We start from the raw sequence: 24,331 nt of genomic DNA on the forward strand, positions 1-24,331 counted from the left end.
TAATACGCAATGGCTCCCTGCGCGCATGGGTGTGTACTTGCCATGAGCCAATTCCGCTTCACCGGCCGTGATGCTCTGGGCGGTAAGATCAGTGGCAGCCGCGAAAGCACCTCAGCCGACAGCCTGGCCAGTGAGCTGCTGGCGGAAAAAATCACTCCGCTGCAGATCGAGGCACAAGACGCTTCGGGTGAAGACGTTGATGTGCTGGCATTGATCACTGAAGCGCTGCGCAGCAAGAAAGTTGAGCTGGAGGAGCTGATCATCTTCTGCCGACAGATGTACAGCTTGAGCAAGGCTGGGGTTCCGATTATCCGCGCTATAGGTGGTCTGGCCGAATCGCACCGTAATCAGTTCTTCCGCGAAGTGCTGTTAGAAGTGCGCTCCGATCTGGAGAGCGGTATGAGCATGGCGGTGTCGCTTAACGCGCACCCCAAAGTATTCAACACCCTGTTTATCAGCATGATCAGTGTGGGTGAAAACACCGGTCAGCTCGATCAGGCATTCAAGCAGTTGTCCGGTTATCTAGAGATGGAGCGCGAGACGCGCAAGCGCATCAAACAGGCTACCCGCTACCCACTGTTCGTGATGTCGGCCATGGCGGTGGCGTTGGTGGTGATTAACATTTTTGTGATCCCAGCCTTCTCCAAAGTGTTCGAGCAGTTCCGCGCCGAACTGCCGTTGCCCACACGTATTTTGATCGGTACTTCGCAGTTTTTTCAGGATTACTGGTGGCTGATGCTGATCGTTTTAGTTGGCGCTATCTTCGGCTTTATCCGCTGGAAGGAAACCGACGCCGGCGCGCTCAAGTGGGACCAGATCAAGCTGCGCCTGCCCATCGTCGGTGGGGTATTTGAGCGCATCGCCTTAGCCCGGTTTACCCGCACTTTCGCGATGATGTACCGCGCAGGCGTTCCGCTGTTGCAAACCCTTTCGATCAACAGTGCCACGGTAGGCAACCGCTACATCGGTCAGGCCATTCTGAGCATGCGCGAAGGCGTGGAGCGGGGTGAGGCGCTCACCAATACTGCTTCCGCCAGTGGCCTGTTTACACCGCTGGTGTTGCAAATGATTGCGGTGGGAGAAGAGACCGGTGCGCTTGATGACCTGTTCGTTGAAGTGGCAGATTTTTACGAAGAGGAAGTGGATTACGACCTCAAGCAATTGGCCGATGCCATCGAGCCGATCCTGATCGTGGCCATGGGTATCCTCGTGCTGATTCTTGCACTTGGCGTATTTCTACCGATGTGGGAGCTGTCCTCGGCGGCTAAGGGGGGCGGTTGAGGGGGGAATACCAACTTGATGGTCGGGTGCGTTTTGCACGCCAACTGGGCTGGGCCATTACCTGGCTTATACTGTTTACGACAGTGCTGGCGCTGGGTTGGAAAATTGCCCAGGTCACTGAGCGCCGCGCGTTAGAGGCGACGCATGAGCACCTGACCACAGGATTGAACAACCTGGTAGCCGAGCAAATGGCGAAGAATCAGGTGCTGGATAAAGCCTGGCGCAATTCAAATCCGTTCGTGCTGTTGCGTTGGCAGCAGGACAACTACTGCGGTGAGTTGGCCGCAGCTGAAGAGCCGCAGAGTGGCTGTTGGTATTGGCTAACCGGGCGTGCCTGGGTGTTGTATCAGCAGCGCTTTAGCGACGAATGGGCAAATGAAACGCGTGAGGTGCGCGCGTGGCGGCTGGTAGATGTACCCGGCAGCGCGACAACTGCGTCACACTCCAAAGGCACTGGTTTTGCCCTAGAGCTTGCAGAAATTTCTGCAGACGAGTTGTCTGCGGCGGGCTATTGACGTGAATGAGGACAATGCATGAAGAACAATAAAGGCTTTACCCTGATCGAGTTGATCGTCGTAATTGTGGTTCTGGGTATTCTCGCTGCCGTGGCACTGCCACGGTTTATTAACGTCACCAAAGATGCGCATGAGGCGGCTGTAAAAGGTGCTGGTGGCGCGCTGGCCTCAGCTGTGTTGCTGGTGCGCGCCCAGTGGGAAGTCAATCGCAATAATGGCTCAGACCCTACGCCCAATACCAATGTCACCGGTTTTGGAGACGGTTTGGTGGATGTGAATGCTTCGGGATGGCCTCTGGGCACCGGCGCTACGCTTGACTGTGTGCAAGTCTGGACCAGCATCCTGCAAGGCTCTGCGCCGACGGTTGGTTTGGCTTCGACCGCTGCAGCTCCCGTAGATTATGTAGCCACTACGGCAGGCACTACGTGCACGTTCGCCTATCAACTTGACCCACCAATCAGTGCGACCACAGGTGATCGCATTGTTTACAACTCCGCCACCGGTGCTGTAACCACTACCTTTGTGCCTTAAGACCTAAATTTTATTGAGGTAATAATGATGAGAAATCAACAAAGTGGTTTTACCTTGATTGAGTTGATCATGGTGATTGTTATCCTTGGCATCTTGGCTGCATTCGCCTTGCCGAGGTTTGCCAATTTGGGCGGTGAAGCACGGCAGGCCTCACTCAGTGGTGCTTTAGGTTCCGTGCGCTCGGCTAGTGCCATCGTTTATTCGGCAGCCCTGGCGACAAATCAAACCGCAGCGACGGGCACCGTGACCCTGGAAGGGACAGATATAGCCACTGCATTTGGTTACGCGACCCAGGCTTCCATTATTACCGCTGCGCAGTTGAGTGCCGATTTCAATACGGCAACAGCAGGCACCATTACGTTGGGCACCTGCAGTTTCACATACACGGCTGCTACCTCAGCTGCCGTACCTGCAGTAATCAGCGTCATCACGGATACTGACCTTACTACACCGGGCTGTTAAGCCAGAATGCGCGGCTTTACCCTGGTCGAGTTGATTATGGTGATTGTGATCACCGGCATCCTCGCGGCAGTGGTGGGGCCGCGCTTCTTCGATCGGCAGGTGTTCGATGAACGTCTTTTCTACGAAGAAAGTCTGGCAGCCGTGCGTTATGGGCAAAAGCTGGCCGTGGCCAGTGCTTGCCTGACCCAAGTCAGCTTGAACGCTGGCGGCTATCGCCTGCGTCAGGCCGCTAACTGCAGTGCCGATGCCTCCTATACCCGTGAGGTGATTGGCCCCGACGGCGCAAGCCCTTTCGCCAATCTGCAAGTACCCAATGGCGTAACGGTTACGCCAACTAATTTCCCCGTAATATTTGACTCCGAAGGTCGTCCGTTAGGCGGTGCAGCCAGTGCCGTTATCGGCAGCTTCACCATCAACGTAGCGGGTGAAACTGGAATGGTGCAATGACCCGCCAGCGCGGTATGACCCTGATTGAGCTGGTGATCACTATTGTGATTATCGGCATCGCCGCCGCAGCGCTTTACAATGCCATGGCCGCTATAACCGGGCGTTCTGCTGACCCGTTGCTGCGTCAGCAGAGCCTGACGATTGCCGAAGCCTATTTGGAGGAAATTCTCCTCTTACCCTATCTCGATCCAGCTACCCTGGCGGCTTGCCAAACTGTGCCGGCCAGCCGTGATGCATTTAATGATGTGTGTGACTACCGTGGCCTGAGTGACAACGGTGCGCGCAACGCGCGTGGCATCGCCATTGCGGCGCTGGCCACCTACCGGGTTGATGTCAGCGTGCAGGCGCTGCCTAACTGGAATGGTGTTGCAGCGCTGCAGGTAGATGTTCAAGTCACTGATCCGGGCAACCAGTCACTGTTGCTCAGCGGTTATCGCACCTGCTACGGCGAGCTAAACGTGGCGGGGGTTGATCAATGTCCCTGAGCCGCAGTCGCGCGTTTACCTTGGTTGAGTTGGTGATTGTGATTGCCTTGGCTGGCACGGTGGCGGTGATGGTCAGTGCGGTGCTGTCTCGACCCTTAAATAGCTTTGTTGATCAAAGCCGTCGCGCCGTATTGGTTGACCAGGCCGCCGGTGCGCTGAGTCGAATGACGCGTGATGTGCGGCTGGCCATTCCGAATTCCGTGCGGGTGTCCGCTGATGGTCAGGCCATGGAGCTTCTGCTTATCCACAGCGCCGCGCGTTATCGGCCCAACAGGATCGGCGGCGATGGCTTGCGATTTTCCAGCGCGCCTGGTGGTTGCGGCAGTAGCACTGTTGATGGGAGCTGTAACACCGTGCAGGTGCTGGACCCTGCGTTTAACCCCGCGGGCGCGCGTTGGCTGGTGATGTACAACACCGGTGCGCTGTCGGCGGGTAATCCAGTTCTTGGAGGGAATGTGTGGGCTCCAGCTAATCCCGGCGTCATGAGCCTGACTGGCACCACGTTTAGCCTCCTCGGCGGTGCGCCGAGCAATGAAAGCCTGATTGCCTTGGGCAGTATGCCGGGAGGCAACTTTGACTTTGTATTTGCCTCGCCGCAGCGCCGTCTGTACCTCGCTGAGACGGTCGTCGGCTATCGCTGCCAGAACAGCCAACTGGTGCGCTACAGCTACAGTCAACTCTTGAATGCAATCCCAGCGGCTCCACCTGCGGGGTCTGCCGCGCAGCCAGTTGCCAGCAGCGTGAATTGCGCCCAAAGCGGTTTTGAATATGCACCAGGCACTACTCAGCGCGCCGGGTTGCTCAATTTGAGTTTGAGCATCAGCCAGGCCGGGGAAAACCTGCAGTTACTCCAACAGGTACATGTCGATAATGCGCCCTGAAAAAAGCGTGCCCGCCAAGGTCAGAGGTTTCGGGTTGGTGGCGGCGATGTTCGTGATGATTGTGATCAGCATGGTGGTCATCGCCATGTCACGCTTGTCGATTACTCAGCACGGCAGCAACAGCTTGGCTATTCAGCAGGCGCGCGCCTATCAGGCTGCTCGCGCCGGGTTGGAGTGGGGCATTAGCCGCGCCTATAAAACCGCCAGCTGTGCAGGGGGTGCCCCTAGCCAAGCGGGCAGTGCTTTAGCTGAGTTTTCAGTAAGCGTCGTCTGTACGGCGAATAGCTACACGGATAACGAGGGTCGCCCAGTACAGATATTTCGTCTCACTGCGACGGCACAGAACGGCTCGCCAGGCGGTCGTTCTGACTATGCCTATCGGCAACTGACGGCGGTGGTGGAGCGATGAAAAAGACGATACTGCGCGCGCTTAGCCTGTTGGCACTGCTGGGGTCGGCCAACGCATTGGCTGTCACGTATACCTTTAATACCGCTGGCACACCGTTGGTCAGCGGTGCTCCCTCTATTTGTTCCGGTACTTGGAGTCGTTCGGGAACAACCTTTACGTGTAATGGGGTCCTCGCTACGGCATTGGGTGATGTGCTGGCGGTGTCAACCGCGACGACAATTAGCGTTGTCGCGCGCTCCCATACATTAATAGCAACCTTGGTCGGTGCAGCTGATCGCAACATCAACCTGACTGCCACCTCCAATCCCTTTAGCGCCACTAATAGCACCATCAATGGAACCGTTACGGCCACCTCAGGTGCTATCAGTTTGATTGGCGGTAGCGTGACCGGACAGGTACTCAGCAGTTGTTGTGACGTCATCACCAATGGCACGAATCTGCAAGGCGGGGCCCGCTCTAACTCCTCGGGTATCAGCATCACTGGCGGTACGATACAAGGTGGATTCTTCGCGGCGAACAACACGGCCACGTTCTCAGGCGTGACGATGACCGCTGGTACGATAAGTGGTGCCAGTACCGTGAATATTAGTGATAGCAGCCTAGGTAGCCTTAACACCCTTGTTTCCGTCAGCGCAGTCAGCGGTGCGATAACCCTGAACAACACCAATGCTTACGGTAACTTCAACGCGCCAAGTTACTCGACCATTAACGTTAATAGCCCCAGCACGGTTACTGGTACTTGTCTGCCCAGCTCTACGCCAGCCAACACGTGTTCGTCAGGTCCTGTGCTCAGCTGGTTGTTGGACGAAACCACTTGGTCAGGCGCTGGCGGCGAGGTTAAGGACGCTACACCCAATGGCCTCGACGGAACAGTATTAGGCGGTGCAGTTACGGCCAATGCGAGCCCAGCCCTACCTGAAGTGAATGCTATGGGTACGTGCGGCTATGGCAGTTTTGCCAGCTCGGCCAGTCAGTACGTGCAGCGTGATGACACTAATCTATTGGATCTGCAGGGCAGCTTTACCATAGGCCTGTGGGTCAAACCGCGCAGTTTGCCTAGCACTGGCTTGATGACGCTGGTGTCAAAGGATGAAAACTACGAGTTTCATCTCAACCCCAATGGCACCATTAATTGGTGGTGGCAGACAACCAGCCCAAGCGCCACCCGGCAGTTCAACAGTACAACAGCTATAACTGCGGGGCAGTGGAGCCATGTACTGGTGCGCTTTGCTCCGGGTGACCAGCGTATCTACATCAACGGTAATCTGGCGGGGCAGGCCAACTTCGATGGTACGCCACTGGCCAACAGCGATCCTCTTCAGCTGGGCTCAGACCAGAATTTTGCCGGGCGTTACTTTGACGGCGACATGGATGAGTTGCGCATCTACAACATGGCGCTGAGCCCGGCGCAGATCAGCGTGCTGTATCAAGACCGGCATCAATGCGCGCTGCGGTTGCAGTGTTTCAGTGACAATTTTAATAACCCTACATTGGGTACAGACTGGGCGGTGGCCAGTCGAGGGAACACGGCCTTCACCCCGACGGTTAGCAATCAGCGCATGCGCCTGACCAGTAATCAGGGCAATGTCGCCACTGCGTCAACCCTGCAGCGTTTGTTCCCAGCCGCGGGTAACTTCATTCAAATAGAGTTCAAGCATTATGCCTACGGCGGCAGTGGGGCTGACGGCATGGCTGTGGTGCTCTCTGATGCGTCAGTAGCACCCCAGCCTGGCGCCTTCGGTGGTCCGTTGGGCTACGGTACTCGGGGTAATGCGGCCAATCCTGGTTTTGCAGGCGGCTGGCTAGGCGTTGGTATTGATGAGTTCGGCAATTTTTCCACAGAGGGCGGCCTAGGCGGGCCGGGTCAACGCATTGATTCAGTAGCAATCCGTGGTTCTAGTGTAAGTCCCTATACCGCCGGTTATCGCTATATCGCCGGCACCCCGGCCAACCTCAGTCCTGGCATTGATATATCAGACACTACCCCTGGTCCTGGGCACACCTACCGCATCACTGTTGATGGTCGTTTTACCAGCCAAGCGCTGGTCACAGTCGAACGTAATAGTGGCAGCGGTTTTGTTGTATTGCCCAACCTCAATGCAGTCAACGTGCTGGCGGCGGCTAATAGTCAGGCGGCGTTGCCCGCTGACTTTTACCTGTCACTGACAGGCTCTACGGGGGGTTCGACCAACTTCCATGAGTTGGACGACCTGCAAATATGCGCCTCGACCATCAAGCCGCTTGCGCAGCAAATCGATCATTTTGAGTTCAGCTATGCAGGCTCAGCGCTGACCTGTAACCCGCAACCGGTGACCATACGCGCCTGCCTTAACAGCAGTTGCAGTACCCTGTTCACCGACCCAGTCAGCGTTACGCTCAATCCAGCGAGCTACTGGTCTGCCGTTGCGCCTGCCACCGGCAGTGGCAACGTCATCAACTTCAGCGGTGGCACTGCCCAGGCTCGATTGAGCATTACTACGCCCAGCACCGTTAGCTTAGGTGTGCAAACGTCGATACCTTCGACCAAGCCGCTCAGCGTACCGATATGCTCGACCACTGGCTGCCGGATTACATACGCTGACAGCGGCTTGCTGCTGCAGGTGCCCAATATGCTTGCGGCCAAGCCTACTGCTGCGACCATCAGTGCGGTGCGCAAGTCAGACAATGCCCTGCAATGTGTGCCAGCCTTCGCTAACGTGACGCGCAACATAAACTTCACATCGGCCTACACCAACCCATCTACCGGCACCCAACCGGTGATGGTCAATGGCAGTAATGTGCGCGGTACAGCTGTGAGCTTGAACCTCAACTTTGATGCCACAGGCACCGCGCCACTGACTGTGCGTTATGACGATGCGGGGCAGGTGACGCTTAACGCCAGTTACGCGGGTAGCAACGCCAATGCGGACCCAGGATTGACCCTGACTGGTTCAGACTTGTTCGTCAGTAAACCCTATGGATTGTGCCTGCAGACCGACAGCATCTGCAGCAGTGCAGACGAAAACTGCGCGGTATTGCCCGGCATTCGGGCCGGCGACAGCTTCCCATTACGCGTTCGTGCGGTGGGCTGGCAAGCCGATGGAGAGGCGCTGACCGCCGCGCAGTTATGCACGGGCAATATCACCACGCCGAATTTCATCCATTCCGGCATCCTGCTGAGCAGTGCGGTGCAGGCTCCAGCTGGCGGCGCTAATGGCGCGATGTCGCCGCCAATTTATGCCCATGCGCTGGGCACTCAGACCACCTCGAATACGTCGATCTCGGAAGTGGGTGTGTTCACCATTATTGCCACCCCGCCAACCGGCGGCTACCTGGATGGTGAGACGGTCAGCGGCGGCAGCAGTGCCCTTGCGGGTCGCTTTATTCCTGCCTATCTGGGTGCTGTTGGTAGCGCCAGCCTTACTCCCAGTTGCGGCAGCGCCTTTAGCTATCAGGGCCAGCCGCTAAGCTTTGCCAGCACACTGCCACCGAGCCTGGCCATCACCGGCTTCAACCGTGCGGGTGGCGTGACCACTAACTATGATCGCGGCGCCTTCTGGAAGTTAGCCGCCCCCGCTGTGGGCAGCTATAGCTCGTTCACTGGCAAGGCGGCGCTTGATGCGCGCCTTGCCAGTCAGGGTGTGGCCACCCCTAGTACGACTGGCGCCGGCGATGGTGACGGCCGGCGCACTTACAGTTGGAGTGGTGAGCAACTGCTCTATCAGCCAGGGGCCTTGCTCAGCAGTGATGATTATCCATTTCTGACCAAGGTAAGGCAGGGCTTTACCGCAGCGATGCTGACCGACGCCGATGGTGCCTGCTATGGAAGCGGTAGCGGCTGCACCGATTACAGCTACGACTTCAGCGATAATCCGGGCAGCGAAGTGCGCCTGGGCCGCCTGCGTATCGGTAATGCCCATGGTTCCGAGCTGCAGAGCCCAAGCCTGCCGCTGGTGCTGGAAAGCTGGCAGAGCACCGCGGGGGGTAGTTTCCAGACCGAGGGGCTGGATACCTGCACCACCAGCAGCGTGTTGGGTGCGCCCGATCTCTTCAGCTACATCGGCAATTTGTCCGCTAATGAAACTACGCCGAGCCTAACCGCGCCTGTTGCCGGTTTAGGTCGCGTGCAGTTGAGTGCGCCGGGCAATGGCAACGATGGTTCGGTGCAGGTGCGCTTCCCCAGTGCGCCGAGCTGGCTGCACTATCCGTGGAATGGTGCTGCGCGCCAGGCGGCAGTTGGCTTAGCCAGCTTTGGTATCTACAAGGGCTCGCCGCCGTTGATATTCCGTCGAGAGATATACCGCTGAACGCAAAAAGGCCACCTGACTAGGTGGCCTTTTTGGCTGGGATGTAAAAGAGGGGATTCCCTGGCCTGCCTGTACCAAGGTCCCCGAAACTGGGATTACCTGAGCCTATGCAGGCTGTGTGCCAATCGCATTACATTGGCTACAGGCCACGTAAATACTGAGCCATAGGCTTTTAAAGGAGGTTTGCTATAAGCGGAAACCGGTTTCAGTGAACCGCTGCCGTGCACCCGATTAGATCTGGTGCATTGCCCTGGCGCATTTTCTGAGGGCTCCGCTCGGGAAAACGAAACGGGCCATAAGGCCCGTTTCTTGGATCTGCAGAATGAGGTGCTTAATCGTCGTTATCCTCGTCATCGGCGCTGGCGACGTTCATACCCAGTTCTTTTATCTTGCGCGTTAGGGTATTGCGGCCCCAGCCCAGTAGCACGGCGGCGTCGCGGCGGCGGCCGGCGGTGTGCTTGAGGGCAGTTTCGATCATGATTCGCTCGAAAGCTGGTACGGCAGTTTCCAGCAGGTTGGATTGCCCGCGTGCCAATGCTGAGTCGGCCCACTGACGCAGGCCTTGTTCCCAATTACTGACGGGGGTGCTTTCCTGGGGTTGGCTGAGCAGTTCGGGCGGCAGGTCACTGACATGCACTTCACGGCCTGAAGCCATGACGGTGATCCAGCGGCAGGTGTTTTCCAGCTGGCGCACGTTGCCGGGCCAAGGCAGGTGTTTGAGGTAGTCCTCGGTTTCGCTTTTCAGCAGTTTGGGCTCGACTGCCAGTTCCAGCGCCGCGCGGCTAAGGAAATGCCGGGCCAGCGTTGGGATGTCTTCGCGGCGATCAGACAGCCTTGGAATATGAATGCGGATGACGTTGAGGCGGTGGAACAGGTCTTCACGGAACTTCCCAGCCTGTACCAGAGTTTCCAAGTTTTGGTGCGTGGCGGCGATGATGCGCACATCGACTTTGACTGGGGTATGGCCGCCAACCCGGTAGAACTCACCATCCGCCAGCACGCGCAGCAGGCGGGTTTGTGTGTCGGCCGGCATATCGCCGATCTCATCAAGAAACAAGGTACCGCCGTCGGCTTGCTCGAAACGCCCGCGGCGCTGGTTAGCTGCTCCGGTAAAGGCGCCTTTTTCGTGACCGAATAGCTCAGACTCCATCAGGTCCTTAGGGATCGCCGCCATATTCAGCGCGATAAACGGTGAGATCGCCCGCGGGCTGTGGCGGTGCAGGGCATGGGCCACCAGTTCTTTGCCGGTGCCGGATTCGCCGTTGATCAGCACGGTAATATTGGAATGCGAAAGACGACCGATGGCGCGAAACACCTCCTGCATAGCCGGCGCTTCACCGATGATCTCTGGCGTGCGCGGTTGCTCGATCGGTACGCTCAAACTCTGCTGTTCTTGGGCGTGCTGGTTGGCGCGCTTGACCAGGGAGACGGCTTCGTCAACATCAAAAGGTTTAGGCAGGTATTCAAATGCACCGCCTTGGTAGGAGGCCACGGCGCTGTCCAGATCGGAGTGCGCCGTCATGATGATCACTGGCAGGCGCGGGTGCATCTCACGAATGCATGCCAGCAACTCAAGACCGCTGGCGCCCGGCATGCGGATATCAGAAATGATCACATCAGGTTGCTGGCGGCTCAGGCGGCTGAGTACGCCATCCGCGCTGTCGAAGCTTTGGGTGGTCATGCCTTCTTGTTGCAAGGCTTTTTCCAGTACCCAGCGGATGGAGCGATCGTCATCAACAATCCAGACGGTTTCACTGCGACTCATGGCGTCGTTACTCCTTGTTCCAGCGGTAGGAAGATCGAGAACACGGTATGGCCAGGATGGCTTTCGCACTCGATCAAGCCTTGGTGCTGGCTGATGATGTTCTGGGTGATAGCCAAGCCAAGACCGGTACCGTCGGCCCGCCCGCTGACCATGGGAAAGAAAATGGTTTCCTGCAATTCAGGCGAGATGCCTGGACCGTTGTCGATAATCTCGATCTTGGTTACGAGGCGGTGACGGCAATGGCCGATGGTGAATTGGCGCAGAGCGCGCGTGCGCAGGGTGATGCGGCCTAGGCGCAGATCATGTTGCGAGCTGATGGCCTGCATAGCATTGCGCACGATGTTCAGAACCGCTTGGATCATCTGCTCACGGTCGATCAGTACATCGGGAATACTCGGATCATAGTCGCGCACCAAAATGATGCTGCCCTGGCTCTCCGCCTCCACCAGACTGCTGACGCGCTCCAGCACTTCATGCACGTTGGTGAGCGCCAACGATGGCAACTTGTTTGAGCCGAGCATGCGGTCGACCAAGTTACGCAGGCGGTCGGCCTCCTCAATGATCACGTTGGTGTAATCCTTGAGGCTCTCCTCGGGTAACTGGCGTGCCAGCAACTGCGCTGCGCCGCGGATGCCACCCAGCGGATTCTTGATTTCGTGTGCCAGGCCGCGCACCAGCATTTTGCTGGTTTCCTGCTTAGACAGTTGCGCTTCTTCCTTGGTGATACGCAGCAGGCGGTCGCGTGGATGCACTTCCAGCAGCAACAGGGTTTCGCCTCGGCTCAGCACAGGCGTCACCGCGTAGTCGACGGTCAGCGTCTGCCCGCTGACTGAGGTCAGCACCGCTTCACGCTTGTTGAACGGGTGAGCATGTTCAACGGCTTGGCGCAGGGCGCTGAGTGCCTCGCTGGATTCGGTGAACAGTTCGCTGATGAATTGCCCGTGACTGCGCTGGCCACTGACGGCCAACAGCATCTCCGCCGCAGGGTTCATGTACTCCAGGCGCAGGTTGTCATTGAGCAGCAGCGTGGCAGTGGTCAGGTTATCCAGCAGCAGGCGATGCAGTGCGTCGTTGATGATCATATGGAATGTCGCAGACCCTTGGGTTCCAGCATTACTGCTAGAAAATGCAAGAAGCAAACCAAAGCCCCGAAAAGACGCGCAGTTAGCTTTGTAATGGCGTAAATGGGCTGCTTTGAAGCGCAATAGGCTGACCCAAAACAGGGAGCGTATAGAAATGCCCGGTTTTTTTGCACTTAATTGGTGCGGGGCGGCCTGCCTGTTTGGGTGTCCGGGCGTGAACAGTAACAGTGCCTAGAGGAATGGCACGAAGGGGATGTCTTTCTTTTCCGCTGGTTTGTCTTTGAGCGGGCATTCGGGGCGTACGCCGTAATCCACCTTTTTGCACGGGTTAGCGTTGCGCTTTTGTACGAGGGATATGCGCAGCATGTGGAAGGGCTGGCTGGGTGTGCGCTCGATAATGCGATCTTGCGCGTCGATGATTTCCACGGCCAACTGGTGGGTGCCGCGGTCAATGTTGCTCAGCGGGAATACCGGGCTGCTGCCGACTTCGCCCACCGGTTGACCGTCTATAAGCAGGCGATAGCGGTGTTGCGGGAAGAGTTTTGGCTCACTGTTAACACTGACAATCAAGTTGCCCGCGCTGTCGCGGATACTGGCGTCAGGCTGTGGCACCAAAATTCTCAGCAAGCTATAACGCAGGCTGGGTTCTGGCGGCGGTAAAAAAGTGGGTGCAGGCGGGGCGCTGGGCGTGGCCGACATCGAGTTACTCGGCGCCAGTTGCACGCGCTCGGCTTGGCTGGACGTGGGTTGGTCGGTGAATACTCGATTACCCTCGGCATCTATATAGGTATAAACCTGCGCCAATGTGGGCAGGGCGAGCAGCATCAAACAGCAGAACAGCAGGTTGCGCATAGGTTAGGGGGCTGGCTTTGGTTTTGCGGGTGGGGCCGGCGGCCGGAGGGCTGGGCTGCTGGTGTTGACGCGCTGGACGGTGAAATTCACCGTGGCGCTTTGCTGGAGCGAAGATTCACCGCTTAACACTTCCACGGCCAAGCTGTGCTCGCCACGATCAGCGTTGCTGACCTGCAGGCGCGGCACGTTGCTCGGTTGACCGTACGGCTTACCATCGAGCAGCAAACGCAAGCGATGGTTGCTGGCCAGGCGGGGCTCAATAGCCACGCCCACACTGAAGGTACCGTTGTTGGCGCGCAGGGCTTCATCGCTAGGAATGTCAGTCAGTTGCAACATGCTGTAGGGCGCTGCTTGCTCAGTTGTAGCGGCGCTTGCAGCGGCGGGCTGGCTGGGCACGGGCATCGACACACTGTTGGTTGCAGGCAGCTCAACATTTTCGGTCACCTGGCCTTCCGGCGGCTGATCGGTGAATACCGTATTGCCATTGGCGTCGGTGTAGGTATAGATCTGCGCAGCGGCCGGTAGGGCCATGCTCAGCAACAGACAGATGAGTAAAGAGCGCATACCTGACTCTCCCGGTTAATGAGACCTAAGCCTTGCACTGCTCGGGCGCTCTGGCAAGCGCGTTGATGAGATGGCGTGTACCCGCGCATAAAACAGCGGAGCGAAATGCGCACCGGGCTCGCGGCTAAACGCAAAAGGCCACCCTAAGGTGGCCTCTTGTGACGCGTGCTGGATTAGACGCTGTAGTACAGGTCGTATTCCAGTGGATGCACAAAGGTGCGTACTTTAATTTCTTCTTCGGATTTCAGCTCGATGTAGGCATCGATAAAGTCGTCGGAGAACACACCGCCTTTGGTCAGGAAGGCACGGCCCTTGTCCAGTTCTTCCAGGGCTTCTTTCAAGCTGCCGCACACTTGCGGGATCAACTTGCCTTCTTCTGGTGGCAGGTCATACAGGTTTTTGTCAGCCGCATCACCAGGGTGAATCTTATTCTGAATGCCGTCGATACCGGCCATCAGCAGAGCGGCGAAGGCCAAGTATGGGTTGGCAGCCGGATCAGGGAAGCGTGCTTCGATGCGGCGTGCTTTCGGGCTGGACACGTACGGGATACGGATCGAGGCCGAACGGTTACGCGCCGAGTAAGCCAGCATCACTGGGGCTTCAAAGCCTGGGACCAGACGCTTGTAGGAGTTGGTCGACGGGTTGGTGAAGCCGTTCAACGCTTTGCCGTGCTTGATGATGCCGCCGATGAAGTACAGGGCGATGTCGGACAGGCCGGCATAGCCTTCGCCAGCGAAGGTGTTCTTGCCATCTTTAGCGATGGACAGGTGCACGTGCATACCCGAACCGTTGTCGCCGTAAAGCGGCTTCGGCATAAAGGTCGCAGTTTTACCGTAGGCATCCGCCACGTTGTGTACGCAGTACTTAAGGGTCTGAACTTCGTCAGCCTTTTTAACTAGGGTGTTGAACTGCACGCCAATTTCGTTCTGGCCAGCAGTCGCGACTTCGTGGTGGTGAACTTCAATGACCAAACCCATTTCTTCCATGGCATTACACATGGCAGTACGGATTTCATGGTCATGGTCGAACGGCGGAACAGGGAAGTAACCACCTTTGACGCCTGGGCGATGACCTTTGTTACCGCCTTCAACGTCCTGATCGGACATCCAGGAGCCTTGCTCAGAGTAGATTTTGAACATGGAGCCAGAGATATCGGATTTGAACTTCACTTCGTCGAAGATGAAGAACTCAGGCTCTGGGCCAACGAAAACGGTGTCACCGATACCTGTGGTTTTCAGGAATGCTTCAGCGCGCTTGGCGATCGAGCGCGGGTCGCGGTCGTAGCCCTGCATAGTGCTTGGCTCGATGATGTCGCACACGATGATCAGCGTTGGTTCTTCGGTGAACGGGTCCATTACCGCGGTGTCGTCAACCGGCAGCAGGATCATGTCCGAGGCTTCGATGCCTTTCCAGCCATGGATAGAGGAGCCGTCGAACATTTTGCCGACTTCGAAAAACTCGTCATCCAGCGCGTCACGCGCCGGCATGGTGATGTGGTGCTGCTTACCCTTGGTATCGGTGAAGCGCAGGTCTACCCACTTCACGTCGTGTTCTTTAATGAGTTGAATCGACTTCGACATGCTGTCCTCCAGGTGGCTAAAGCTCGAGTGCTGAGCCCTTGATAAATGTGGTGCTGACCGGCGGTCATAGTCCCTCGGCGCATCCTGCCTCACAAGGAAGCAAATTGCATGCCAGTGCACGAGAATGGGTGCAAGGCCTGAACATCACGGCTAGCGAGGGCTGCATGGTAATGCATAGCTAATATTTGCACCGTTATGGGTAGCTATATTTCACGATCGCACCAAATAAGTGCACGCTTTGTCGGTGTGAGGATTTTTGATCAAAGCGTGAGCAATTTCCGCTATAATCCGCGCCCCTGTTTTTTCGCAGCTTCGGCACCCACTGTTTTCATGAAACTGATCGTTAAAGTCTTCCCAAGCGTCACTCTAAAAAGTCGGCCGGTGCGCAAGCGCTTGATCCGTCAGCTGGAGAAGAACACCGGTTCGGTTTTGTCTGAGCGTGACCACCCGCAGCAGGTCAGCGGCTAATGAGGGGTATGCCAGTGCGCGCGTTTATCGTCCGACATAAGACGCCCGGGTTGAATGGCGGCAGCATCCGCCATCGCCCTCCCGACATACCGGCGGCGTGATTTACGCTTTCACGCCGCCTGGCAGAAATCGCAGTTAGTTAATATTCGCCCCCTACACTAGGCGGCACACCGAATCCTCTGATCGAGATACACACGTGATCGAAAATCTACGCAACATCGCCATCATTGCCCACGTTGACCACGGTAAGACCACCCTGGTGGACAAGCTCCTGCGCCAGTCCGGCACCCTTGAGCGCAACGAGCTCAACGACGAGCGCGTGATGGACAGCAATGACCAGGAAAAAGAGCGTGGCATTACCATTCTTGCCAAGAACACCGCGATCAACTGGAACGGCTACCACATCAACATCGTCGACACCCCCGGCCACGCCGATTTCGGCGGTGAAGTTGAGCGCGTGATGTCGATGGTTGACTCCGTGCTGCTGCTGGTTGACGCCCAAGACGGCCCGATGCCACAAACCCGCTTTGTGACCAAGAAGGCCTTCGAAGCCGGCCTGCGTCCAATCGTGGTGATCAACAAGGTTGACCGTCCAGGCGCGCGTCCGGATTGGGTTCTGGACCAGATCTTCGACCTGTTCGACAACCTCGGTGCCACCGAAGAACAACTGGACTTCAAAGTCGTCTACGCCTCCGCCCTGAACGGCATTGCCGGTCTGGAACACACCGAGATGGCTGAAGACATGACACCGCTGTACCAGTCCATCGTCGACAACGTGCCGTCCCCTAAGGTGGATGTCGATGGTCCGTTCCAGATGCAAATCTCGGCGCTGGACTACAACAGCTTCCTCGGCATTATCGGTGTTGGCCGTATCGCCCGTGGTCGCGTCAAGCCGAACACCCCAGTGGTCGCCATCGACGCCGACGGCAAGCGCCGCAACGGTCGTATCCTCAAGCTGATGGGCCACCACGGCTTGCACCGTATCGACGTTGAAGAAGCCACCGCCGGTGACATCGTCTGCGTCAGCGGCATGGACCAGCTGTTTATTTCCGACACCCTGTGCGACATCAACAATGTCGAAGCAATGAAGCCGCTGACCGTCGACGAGCCAACCGTATCCATGACCTTTCAGGTCAATGATTCGCCGTTCTGCGGTAAAGAAGGCAAGTTCGTCACCAGCCGTAACATCAAAGAGCGTCTGGACAAAGAGTTGCTGTACAACGTGGCATTGCGTGTTGAGGAGGGCGACTCGGCCGACCGTTTCAAGGTTTCTGGCCGTGGTGAGCTGCACCTCTCGGTACTGATCGAAACCATGCGTCGCGAAGGCTTCGAAATGGGCGTGGGTCGCCCGGAAGTGATCATCCGTGAAGTTGCCGGCGTGAAGCAGGAGCCGTTCGAAAACGTCACCATCGACGTGCCGGAAGAGTCCCAGGGCAAGGTCATGGAAGAGATTGGCGTGCGTAAGGGTGACCTGACCAACATGGTGCCGGATGGCAAGGGTCGCGTTCGTTTGGAATACAACATCCCTGCTCGCGGTCTGATTGGTTTCCGTAACCAGTTCCTGACCATGACCAACGGTGCAGGCATCCTGACCTCGATCTTTGATCGCTACGACACTATGAAGTCCGGCCACATGTCCGGCCGTCAGAACGGCGTACTGGTATCGGTCGAAACCGGCAAGGCTTTGACTTATTCCCTAGAAACCCTGCAGGCGCGCGGCAAGCTGTTCGTTGAGCACGGTCAGGAAATCTACTACGGTCAAATCGTCGGTCTGAACAGCCGCGATAACGACATGGGTGTTAACCCAACCAAAGGCAAGAAGCTCGACAACATGCGTGCTTCCGGTAAAGACGAAACCATCGCTCTGGTGCCACCGGTGAAGTTCACCCTGGAACAGGCCCTGGAGTTCATCCAGGACGACGAGCTGTGCGAAGTCACGCCGAAGTCGATCCGTCTGCGTAAGAAAATCCTCGACGAAGGCGAGCGCACCCGCGCTGCCAAAAAGTCCAAGAACTGATCCAGTTCTAGCTGACTAAAAGCCCCCGCCGGCGTGAGCCTGCGGGGGCTTTTTTAATCCTGTGCATAAATATTCAATAGAGTTGGCTGATATGCGCCCCCAGAGCTTGTCTGCTTTAAGGTGCGCAGTGCAGGGCTTCATCTATAGAAGGGCGGGTATCTGCGCGTCAAATAGGCGTGTGCCATTGATTTGACATTATGTTTCAGATTAAATCGCTTCGTTAATGGATCGTTTTGTTCTCATGGATCGAGTGATTGTTGTCAGCTAAACCCCTAGCCCAACGTTCTCTGCTCTGAGTGCCATCCGATTCGTTCGACTGCCAATCAGAATTAGATGGAGCAACGGATGAGCCTATTCAAAAAAACCGGTCACTTAGCCCTTGGCGCCTGTATTGCCAGCGCCGCAGGTTGCGCCAACATGTCGCAAAACGAGTGGCTGAATCAGGAAAATATTGGGGCGGTCGCGGGTGCTGCCGCTGGCATTCTGATTGGTAGTCAGGTGGGCAGCGGCAGCGGCCGCACCGCCGCTATGCTCGTTGGCGCTTTGGCTGGCGGTATGTTGGGTAAGACCATCGGCGCCAAGCTCGATGACCGCGATCGTCAGGCCTTGGCGGCGCAGACCCAGCAAGTGCTGGAGTCGGGTAAGGATGGCCAGGTTACCAATTGGACGTCGACCCACAGCGGTGCGACCGCGCAGATTACCCCCGTGAGCACCAAGACTGAGTCACGCCAGGTGGCGGTGAAGCGTACTGCGCAGGTTCAGGCAGTGCCCAATATGAAACTGCTGAACAGCTCTTACCGCGCAATTAAATCGGCCAACGTGCGCAGTGCCCCCAACCAGAGCGCCGAAAAAGTTGGCGGCCTGGCAGCAGGCAGCACCTTTACCGCCATTGGCCGCACCGACAATGACTGGATCATGGTCGGTCGTCGTGGTGTCAGCGTGGGCTATGTTTATGCCCCATTGGTGGAATTGGCTTCTGAGCGCAAAACGCCCGCCGCTGTAGTCGCCGCTGCAAACAAAACTGCAAACCCTGCCGCGCCGGCGGCGGAAGCCACCGATCTGGATGCCCTCGATGTGGTGGCGGCCAAAGAGCAAGGTTTCGATCTGGACAGCATGAATGTGGTTGAGGAGACAGTTGCCGCGCAAACCACCTGCCGTACCGTCAATTACAACGTCACCACTAAAGGCAGCAGTGAGCAGCAAGCGATCCAGGCTTGTCAGGCGGCCGATGGCGCTTGGGAACTCATCTGACAGGGGCGGTAGTTATGCACAAGTTAATGTTGCTCAGCCTATTGGCCCTGAGCATGTCTGCCTATGGCGCAGATAAAAGTCACCGGCTTGCCTATTCCAAGGCAGAAAATGTTGAGGTGTTTGTCGATCACTCCGAGGCGCAGCCTTGGTGCAGCGAGACGCTTAATTTGCGTTTTGCCTTCAAGGCTGAGGCCAATATGGCCAGCGTGGAGCGCTTACTGCCCAAACTCGGAGGTTTGTTCGGCGCGCAATGCCCCGCGGCCAGTGAGTTGAGTTGGCAAAGCCTTAACCAGAGCGGCCAGTTGCAGGCTCAGGGCAGTGCCAGCAAGTCGGCTGGTTGGGTGGCGCAAATCGCGCAAAGCGCCGCGCCTGTCGCCGCCGTTCCTGCTGTGGTAACTGAGACTGTACCTGTGGTTGCAGCGGTTACTGCGCCTAAGGTTGCCGCCTCCGTGACTGCTGAGCCAGTTATTGAAACGCCTGCGACCATGACTCCAGAAGTGCTTGCGGATGAGCCGGTCCCTGGGCCTGCTCCAGCCATTGTGGCTGAGTCGGTTCCTGCACCTGTCGAGGCTGAGCCGGTCAAAGTCGCGGCACCGGTTGTGGTCGATGACTTCGCGGTCGCTGGCTGGAAGATTCCGCTAGAGAACGACGTGCTGGCGGCGGCCACATTCCTGACCGTATTGCAGGACCAGAACGGTTGCAAGTTCCGCACAAGTTACAAGCCCGAAGATGCCGGCGCGGCGCTTTCCGCCCAGTCGGAGGGTATTACCTGCGGTGCCGATGGCTTTGCCTCCGGTACCGGCGAGTTACGAGTGCAGCGTTCTGACGGGGTTGAGTTGAAGCGCTTCAAGGGCTCGTTCAACAAGGGGTTTGCAATTGCTGACGGCATTGCCGAGCTGCCGATTGTTGCCTTTGATGACCAGCGCAATATGTTTATGTTGCTCAGCAGTGACCCTGTGAGCCGTGTGCATTATCTGGTGCGTGCAACCCACAGCTCCTACTCTGGCACCTGGAACATGAACGGCTTGATGGTCGTGGCCTTGACTGAAAATGTGGAGTTGTTCCGCCAGATCGAGAGCATTCGCACAGCCCTGTTTGCGCCGATGAGCAAGTTGGAGAAACTACGTCCGCGCGAGAACTATGTGCAGATGTACGCCATGCGTGACCTGACTAAAGGGCTCAAAGGCGACCGCGACACGTGGTTGTACGAAGTTCAGTTGCAGCGCGGTTACAGCAATAAATTGTGGGATTTCAACCCCAACAATGCCAGTAATCACTTGTTCAACTTCGAGCGTAAACAAGCTCAGATCGCTCAGCAGGAGGCCGAGCAAAAGGCCCGTGAAGAGCAACGTCAGCGCGAGCAACTGGGCTATCAAGCCAAGGAACAGCTGCGGCTTTTTCAGGCCATGCAAGAGCAAAGCCGTAATCCTAAGCAGTTGATGGCCAGCTTGGTTGATGATGTCAACCTAGATAATGGCTACCGAGCGTTGGTGAGTGGTCGCAGCGGCGAGATCCGCCAAATTGTGCATATCAATGGCCGCGACGATAACGGCTGGACCCTCGACTACCCCTACGAAGCGGTGCTGACAGCCGCTGAGGCAGAAAGTGAGCCGGATACAGGCTGGTATGTGATGGCCGGTAAGGTAAGCCTGGACATGAGCAAACGCGACCAGCTGGACCTGCCCCTTACGCAGATTGCGGCGACTTCCTTGTTGGCATGCGAGGCGGATGGCTGCAGCGATTTTCGTGATCCGCTGAAGCTGACCCGCCAGCGTCTCAATGACCCACAGTGGACACCTGAAGATGCCAAGAGTCAGGTGCGGGCGGCATGGCCCGATGACAACCAGCAGGACCAGGAGTGATGGCAATGAAATATCAGAAATTCATTATTCCGGGCGCCATTGGTTGCCTTTTACTGGTGAGTTATATCGGTCTGGGCATTTACCGCAGTGGTCAGGAAGAAAAGCGGCTCGAAGATTGGCTGTACGACAATGAGCTGGATGGGTTCGTGCAGTGGCAGTCTGTCAGCGCCAGCCCATTTGGCTCGACTGTTACTGTCAGTGGGGTTGAGGTGGTGGTCGATGCAGCAACCTTTAAGGGTCTAGAGGTCAGCGTGGAAGAGTTGCGTATTAAAGACTCTACCAATGAACCTGATTTGAAAAGTATTGACCTGGAGTTCGAGGGCGTAACCTTCCCCGCATCTGACGATCAGCCTTCGGCCGTGGTGAAACTATTGTTTGCTGAGCTGCTGGCCGGCAGCGGTCGAGACCAACTGCAGCCGCTTGATCTGAGTATTCAGGCGCGCTATGACGACGATACGTCCGAGGCTGACATGAGCTTCAGCCTTCGTTTGCCGGAGTTGTTCGCCGCCGCAGGCAGCGCCCAAGTGGCTAACGTGCGCAATCTTGATAGCTTGTTAGAAGGTGTTACGACCCAGGCCGTTGATTCCTCTTTTCTAGGGTCGCGCGACCTGCGGCGTATGCTGGCTAATCAGCTAGGTGTGCTCGATGATCTCAACGAGGCTGAGCGCCGCCTGCGCGGGATCGAGCTGGGTGATAGCAGCTTTATGCTCGAAGACCTGGGCTACTTTAAGCGCCGTAACCTGCTTAAACAGCGCTATGACTATGCCCTTGATCCAGTTAAAGGTGATGCCGATGAACAACGGCGCGAGGCCTTTGAGCGCGACCTGCGTAAACAGGAAAAAGAATGTCGCGAGAAGCTGCCGCGGGGGATGGACGATGGCGAGCAAGCCTGCGCCGATATACTCGCGCTGCTGAACGGTCAGAGCGATGGCTTTAGGGTGATCAGTGAGCCCGAAGAGCGCGTGCGCCTCGGCGATCTTGAGCTTGCACTGCAAAAGCCGGAGCGCGCCTCGCGCCTGGTAGAGCGCCTTAATCAGCGGGTCGAAGCGCTCTAGCAGTTATTCCCCTCGAACCAGCAAATCGGTCCGTGCTTATGGGCCGATAGGCTGGCTACAGCCAATCGTTTTTAGTTCAAGGAAGGCCCGATGTCCTATGACTATGGTTCCCAGTCGCTGGGAATTGCTAATCCGTTTCGCCTAGAAGGTGCGTTGATTGCCCTGCGGGGTGCGCTGTTAGGGTTGACCGGGCTGTACAGCTTGCTACAAGTGGCCGGACTAGTGAGCCGTGGCCGCGAGCTGGAGGGCTGGATTTCAGCTGGGCTGGGCTTGTTACTGCTGATCTGGGGCTTGGTCGCGTTGGGGCAGGGATTGTTCAAACTGTTTCGCTTTTATGTTGGCCGCAGCGTGCCGGCCAGCCTGGCGCCTAACCATGTCGATAACGCCAGCAAAGATCGTCTTGCCTACCGCAGCAACGAGCTGCATGACATGTTAATGGGGCGCAAGAACACCACCTTCAAAGAGCCAGAAAGCCTGTTTTCCCGGTTGGTGCACAGCCTCATGCCACGGCTATTGTTTATGCCTCCGGTGTATCGTGCCCTAACGGAAAATTTGCTCTTCAGCCTGAGCGTTTCGATCTTCATGTTGCTGGCCTTTGCTCTGGCTTGGTTCGCCAGTGCCACAGGCCTCGCGCGCCTGGACAATACGCCAGTGATGGCTTGGCTGGGGGTGATTCTGACCCTCTACCTGCTGAAGTTGTGGCTGAGCATGCGTAATCCCTTCCGCCATTTCAGCCGCGGCGGCATGGACATCAGCCTACTGCGTATTGGTGTGCTGCTAGCCTTGGCGGTTTTACTGCCGGCGTTGCTCGCCTACGTGCATCGGCATGTGCAGGCCATCCCGCGATTGCCGGTTAATACCCTGCCGTATTTGTTCACCTTGCTGTTTCTCGCAGCCTTGACCTCGGCGCTGGGTTTGTATTTGGTGCTGCAACGCATGCGCCTTGCTCAACCGCAGACAGAGGTGTCGGAGCACCGCGATAATTGGCAGAAAAACCTGATGCCACGCGAACTGTTTATTCACCTCGACTCACATATCCTGGCCAATCGTCGCTTTCAGGAAATCCCTAATCGGATTTACCAGAACTTTGATCCCTCTTTGCAGCAGGAGGGTGGCAGCGAAAAGGGGGCGTTCACCGGGCGAACCCTGGTCGAAACTCAGCCGGTAGTCAGCGAAATTGCTCACTCAGCCGGATTCAAATGGACGCGCATCATGACCAGTGTGCTCGGTCAGTTGCTATTGGCAGGCGGAGCCTTGTGGCTGGCCAGTCTGGCGGATGACCTGGCGCGTATTCGTCAGCAGCCGGAAGTGTTGACGGTGCTGATCATGCCATTCCTGCTGCTGATATTTGGCACCGTGATCAGTACCATAGGTAATGCCTTCTGGGCGGAAATGCAGTTTCGCTCCCTGTTGCTGGAGTTGAGTATTGAGGGGACTTATACCGAGTCGCGACTCTCAACCGGCAACAGCATTTACGACAGCACGCGCTCCGAAAATGTCGTCGTACGTTCCAATATCACCCCCTGGTTCCTGCTCAGCAATTTGCTGACCACCACCTTTGCCGTATCCGGCAATATGAATTTGGAGCAGGAGCGCTACATCCTGTCGCTGAACAAGGCCGACGACACCTTGGCCGAGGTGTTGAGTGAGCTGGATGACTTCTTTGCTAGCCGGCAAACCATTGCAGGGATCAATGAGGTGGATTTGCAGTCGGCTAGCCAGATATTTCAGATGAATGAGAAGACTCGCTTCCAGCCCAGCCAGCCCGCTGCACCGTTGGCAGTAGTCGCGGAACAAGCGGCCGGCCGTCTGGCTCAGGATGAGAGGAACGAGCCAGCCTAGGCGATTACCGAACTTGCCCCGCCTTATCTGGGGAGGGGGTGAGTGCTTGTTTTTGATCAGTACAGCGTCGGGTGCTTTGCTAGGGAGTTCCAAAACTATCAAAGCATGAGCATGCCCTTGGAGATTCAAATGAAATTCGTTTCCACACGCATGATTGGAACGTTTGGTTTAGTGCTTTCTATCGCGGTACTGACAGGCTGTTCGGATTGGCCAAGCAATAGCGAAGTGATGGATTCAATAATTGCGCAACAAAACAAGCAAATGGAAATGTTGCAATCCATTGGCGGCAAGGACGCAGCCAAAATGCTCCGCAGCATGGTTCCGGCGATCGAAAGTGTTGATGTGCAGGACTGCGAAGAGGTTCGTAAGGGTACCTATCGTTGCTCCGTGGAAGTTGAGACGAGCTTCGACGGTGAGGTGAGCAGTGAAGTAAGCAGTGCCAACTTTGCACAGCGCAAAGATGGTTCGTGGGCAATCACGGACTAATTTGCGCTTACGTAGATCAGGCATAAGCGCCTACGACATATGTTTTATTAGCCAACAAAGCACTTCATGGTGTCTGCTGGTCACCCAGCAAGCTCGCTTTGTTGGTCAAGAATCAGGTCCGCCAGGGGCGGCAGGCGCCGCCTTCACCTTTTGCAAAGTCAGAAAGTCTGGCTCAGATTTTCCTGAAGAGGATAGGGCAACAAGTTGCTC

At 56.8% G+C, this 24,331-nt stretch carries 21 protein-coding genes; 16 read left to right on the plus strand and 5 right to left on the minus strand.

Going from position 1 to position 24,331, the window contains the following annotated elements; genetic code table 11:
- Nucleotides 1-42: 42 nt before the first annotated feature.
- Genes WF513_RS01350 through WF513_RS01390 form a run of 9 tightly spaced genes read left to right on the plus strand, consistent with a single transcriptional unit; the run spans nucleotide 43 to nucleotide 9,297 of the window.
- Nucleotides 43-1,281 (plus strand): type II secretion system F family protein, encoded by a 1,239-nt coding sequence (locus tag WF513_RS01350; RefSeq protein WP_339080958.1) that lies wholly within the window; start codon nucleotides 43-45, stop codon nucleotides 1,279-1,281.
- 26 nt (nucleotides 1,282-1,307) lie between these two features.
- Entirely contained in the window at nucleotides 1,308-1,796 is a 489-nt protein-coding gene (locus tag WF513_RS01355) for a hypothetical protein (protein WP_339080959.1), read from the plus strand.
- 18 nt (nucleotides 1,797-1,814) lie between these two features.
- On the plus strand, nucleotides 1,815-2,327 hold the full coding sequence (locus WF513_RS01360) for a type II secretion system protein (protein ID WP_339080960.1): 513 nt from the start codon (nucleotides 1,815-1,817) through the stop codon (nucleotides 2,325-2,327).
- Between the two features lie 24 nt (nucleotides 2,328-2,351).
- Nucleotides 2,352-2,789 (plus strand): type II secretion system protein, encoded by a 438-nt coding sequence (locus WF513_RS01365; RefSeq protein ID WP_339080961.1) that lies wholly within the window; start codon nucleotides 2,352-2,354, stop codon nucleotides 2,787-2,789.
- A 6-nt stretch (nucleotides 2,790-2,795) separates the two neighbouring features.
- Nucleotides 2,796-3,236 carry a prepilin-type N-terminal cleavage/methylation domain-containing protein gene (locus WF513_RS01370; RefSeq protein WP_339080962.1) on the plus strand — a complete coding sequence of 147 codons (441 nt, stop codon included), beginning with the start codon at nucleotides 2,796-2,798 and terminating at the stop codon, nucleotides 3,234-3,236.
- The gene (locus tag WF513_RS01375; protein WP_339080963.1) at nucleotides 3,233-3,721 is read left to right on the plus strand and encodes a prepilin-type N-terminal cleavage/methylation domain-containing protein; all 489 of its coding nucleotides are present in this window, start codon (nucleotides 3,233-3,235) and stop codon (nucleotides 3,719-3,721) included. The genes WF513_RS01370 and WF513_RS01375 overlap by 4 nt, the downstream gene beginning before the upstream one ends.
- Nucleotides 3,712-4,602 carry a type II secretion system protein gene (locus tag WF513_RS01380; RefSeq protein ID WP_339080964.1) on the plus strand — a complete coding sequence of 297 codons (891 nt, stop codon included), beginning with the start codon at nucleotides 3,712-3,714 and terminating at the stop codon, nucleotides 4,600-4,602. The genes WF513_RS01375 and WF513_RS01380 overlap by 10 nt, the downstream gene beginning before the upstream one ends.
- Nucleotides 4,592-5,011 carry a hypothetical protein gene (locus WF513_RS01385; RefSeq protein WP_339080965.1) on the plus strand — a complete coding sequence of 140 codons (420 nt, stop codon included), beginning with the start codon at nucleotides 4,592-4,594 and terminating at the stop codon, nucleotides 5,009-5,011. Before WF513_RS01380 ends, WF513_RS01385 begins: the two co-directional genes overlap by 11 nt.
- Entirely contained in the window at nucleotides 5,008-9,297 is a 4,290-nt protein-coding gene (locus WF513_RS01390) for a DUF6701 domain-containing protein (RefSeq protein WP_339080966.1), read from the plus strand. Before WF513_RS01385 ends, WF513_RS01390 begins: the two co-directional genes overlap by 4 nt.
- Nucleotides 9,298-9,628: 331 nt before the next feature.
- On the opposite strand, the gene ntrC is transcribed toward WF513_RS01390, so the two are convergent.
- The 5 genes from ntrC to glnA form a co-directional block, all read right to left on the minus strand.
- Complete coding sequence (gene ntrC, locus WF513_RS01395; RefSeq protein WP_339080967.1) at nucleotides 9,629-11,062, minus strand: nitrogen regulation protein NR(I); 1,434 nt, start codon at nucleotides 11,060-11,062, stop codon at nucleotides 9,629-9,631.
- Nucleotides 11,059-12,141, minus strand: coding sequence for a nitrogen regulation protein NR(II) (glnL, locus tag WF513_RS01400; RefSeq protein ID WP_339083368.1), 1,083 nt, complete (start codon nucleotides 12,139-12,141; stop codon nucleotides 11,059-11,061). Before glnL ends, ntrC begins: the two co-directional genes overlap by 4 nt.
- Nucleotides 12,142-12,375: 234 nt before the next feature.
- Complete coding sequence (locus WF513_RS01405) at nucleotides 12,376-12,996, minus strand: DUF4124 domain-containing protein (RefSeq protein WP_339080968.1); 621 nt, start codon at nucleotides 12,994-12,996, stop codon at nucleotides 12,376-12,378.
- Nucleotides 12,997-12,999: 3 nt separating this feature from the next.
- Entirely contained in the window at nucleotides 13,000-13,560 is a 561-nt protein-coding gene (locus WF513_RS01410; RefSeq protein WP_339080969.1) for a DUF4124 domain-containing protein, read from the minus strand.
- A 173-nt stretch (nucleotides 13,561-13,733) separates the two neighbouring features.
- Nucleotides 13,734-15,140: a glutamate--ammonia ligase gene (gene glnA / locus WF513_RS01415; RefSeq protein ID WP_339080970.1), complete on the minus strand. Its 1,407-nt coding sequence runs from the start codon at nucleotides 15,138-15,140 to the stop codon at nucleotides 13,734-13,736.
- Between the two features lie 330 nt (nucleotides 15,141-15,470).
- Here glnA and WF513_RS01420 point away from each other — a divergent pair, with 330 nt between their 5' ends.
- From WF513_RS01420 to WF513_RS01450, 7 genes are all read left to right on the plus strand, one after another.
- Nucleotides 15,471-15,608, plus strand: a complete 138-nt coding sequence (locus tag WF513_RS01420; RefSeq protein ID WP_339083677.1) for a hypothetical protein — start codon at nucleotides 15,471-15,473, stop codon at nucleotides 15,606-15,608.
- A 196-nt stretch (nucleotides 15,609-15,804) separates the two neighbouring features.
- Entirely contained in the window at nucleotides 15,805-17,625 is a 1,821-nt protein-coding gene (gene typA / locus WF513_RS01425) for a translational GTPase TypA (RefSeq protein ID WP_339080971.1), read from the plus strand.
- 345 nt (nucleotides 17,626-17,970) lie between these two features.
- On the plus strand, nucleotides 17,971-18,876 hold the full coding sequence (locus tag WF513_RS01430) for an SH3 domain-containing protein (protein ID WP_339080972.1): 906 nt from the start codon (nucleotides 17,971-17,973) through the stop codon (nucleotides 18,874-18,876).
- 14 nt (nucleotides 18,877-18,890) lie between these two features.
- Nucleotides 18,891-20,738 (plus strand): hypothetical protein, encoded by a 1,848-nt coding sequence (locus WF513_RS01435; protein ID WP_339080973.1) that lies wholly within the window; start codon nucleotides 18,891-18,893, stop codon nucleotides 20,736-20,738.
- Nucleotides 20,739-20,743: 5 nt separating this feature from the next.
- Nucleotides 20,744-21,793: a hypothetical protein gene (locus WF513_RS01440; RefSeq protein ID WP_339080974.1), complete on the plus strand. Its 1,050-nt coding sequence runs from the start codon at nucleotides 20,744-20,746 to the stop codon at nucleotides 21,791-21,793.
- Between the two features lie 90 nt (nucleotides 21,794-21,883).
- Entirely contained in the window at nucleotides 21,884-23,635 is a 1,752-nt protein-coding gene (locus tag WF513_RS01445) for a hypothetical protein (RefSeq protein WP_339080975.1), read from the plus strand.
- A 129-nt stretch (nucleotides 23,636-23,764) separates the two neighbouring features.
- On the plus strand, nucleotides 23,765-24,121 hold the full coding sequence (locus WF513_RS01450) for a hypothetical protein (RefSeq protein ID WP_339080976.1): 357 nt from the start codon (nucleotides 23,765-23,767) through the stop codon (nucleotides 24,119-24,121).
- Nucleotides 24,122-24,331: the final 210 nt, after the last annotated feature.

Source organism: Pseudomonas sp. TMP9 (genome assembly GCF_037943105.1).
In the GTDB taxonomy this organism is placed as follows: domain Bacteria; phylum Pseudomonadota; class Gammaproteobacteria; order Pseudomonadales; family Pseudomonadaceae; genus Aquipseudomonas.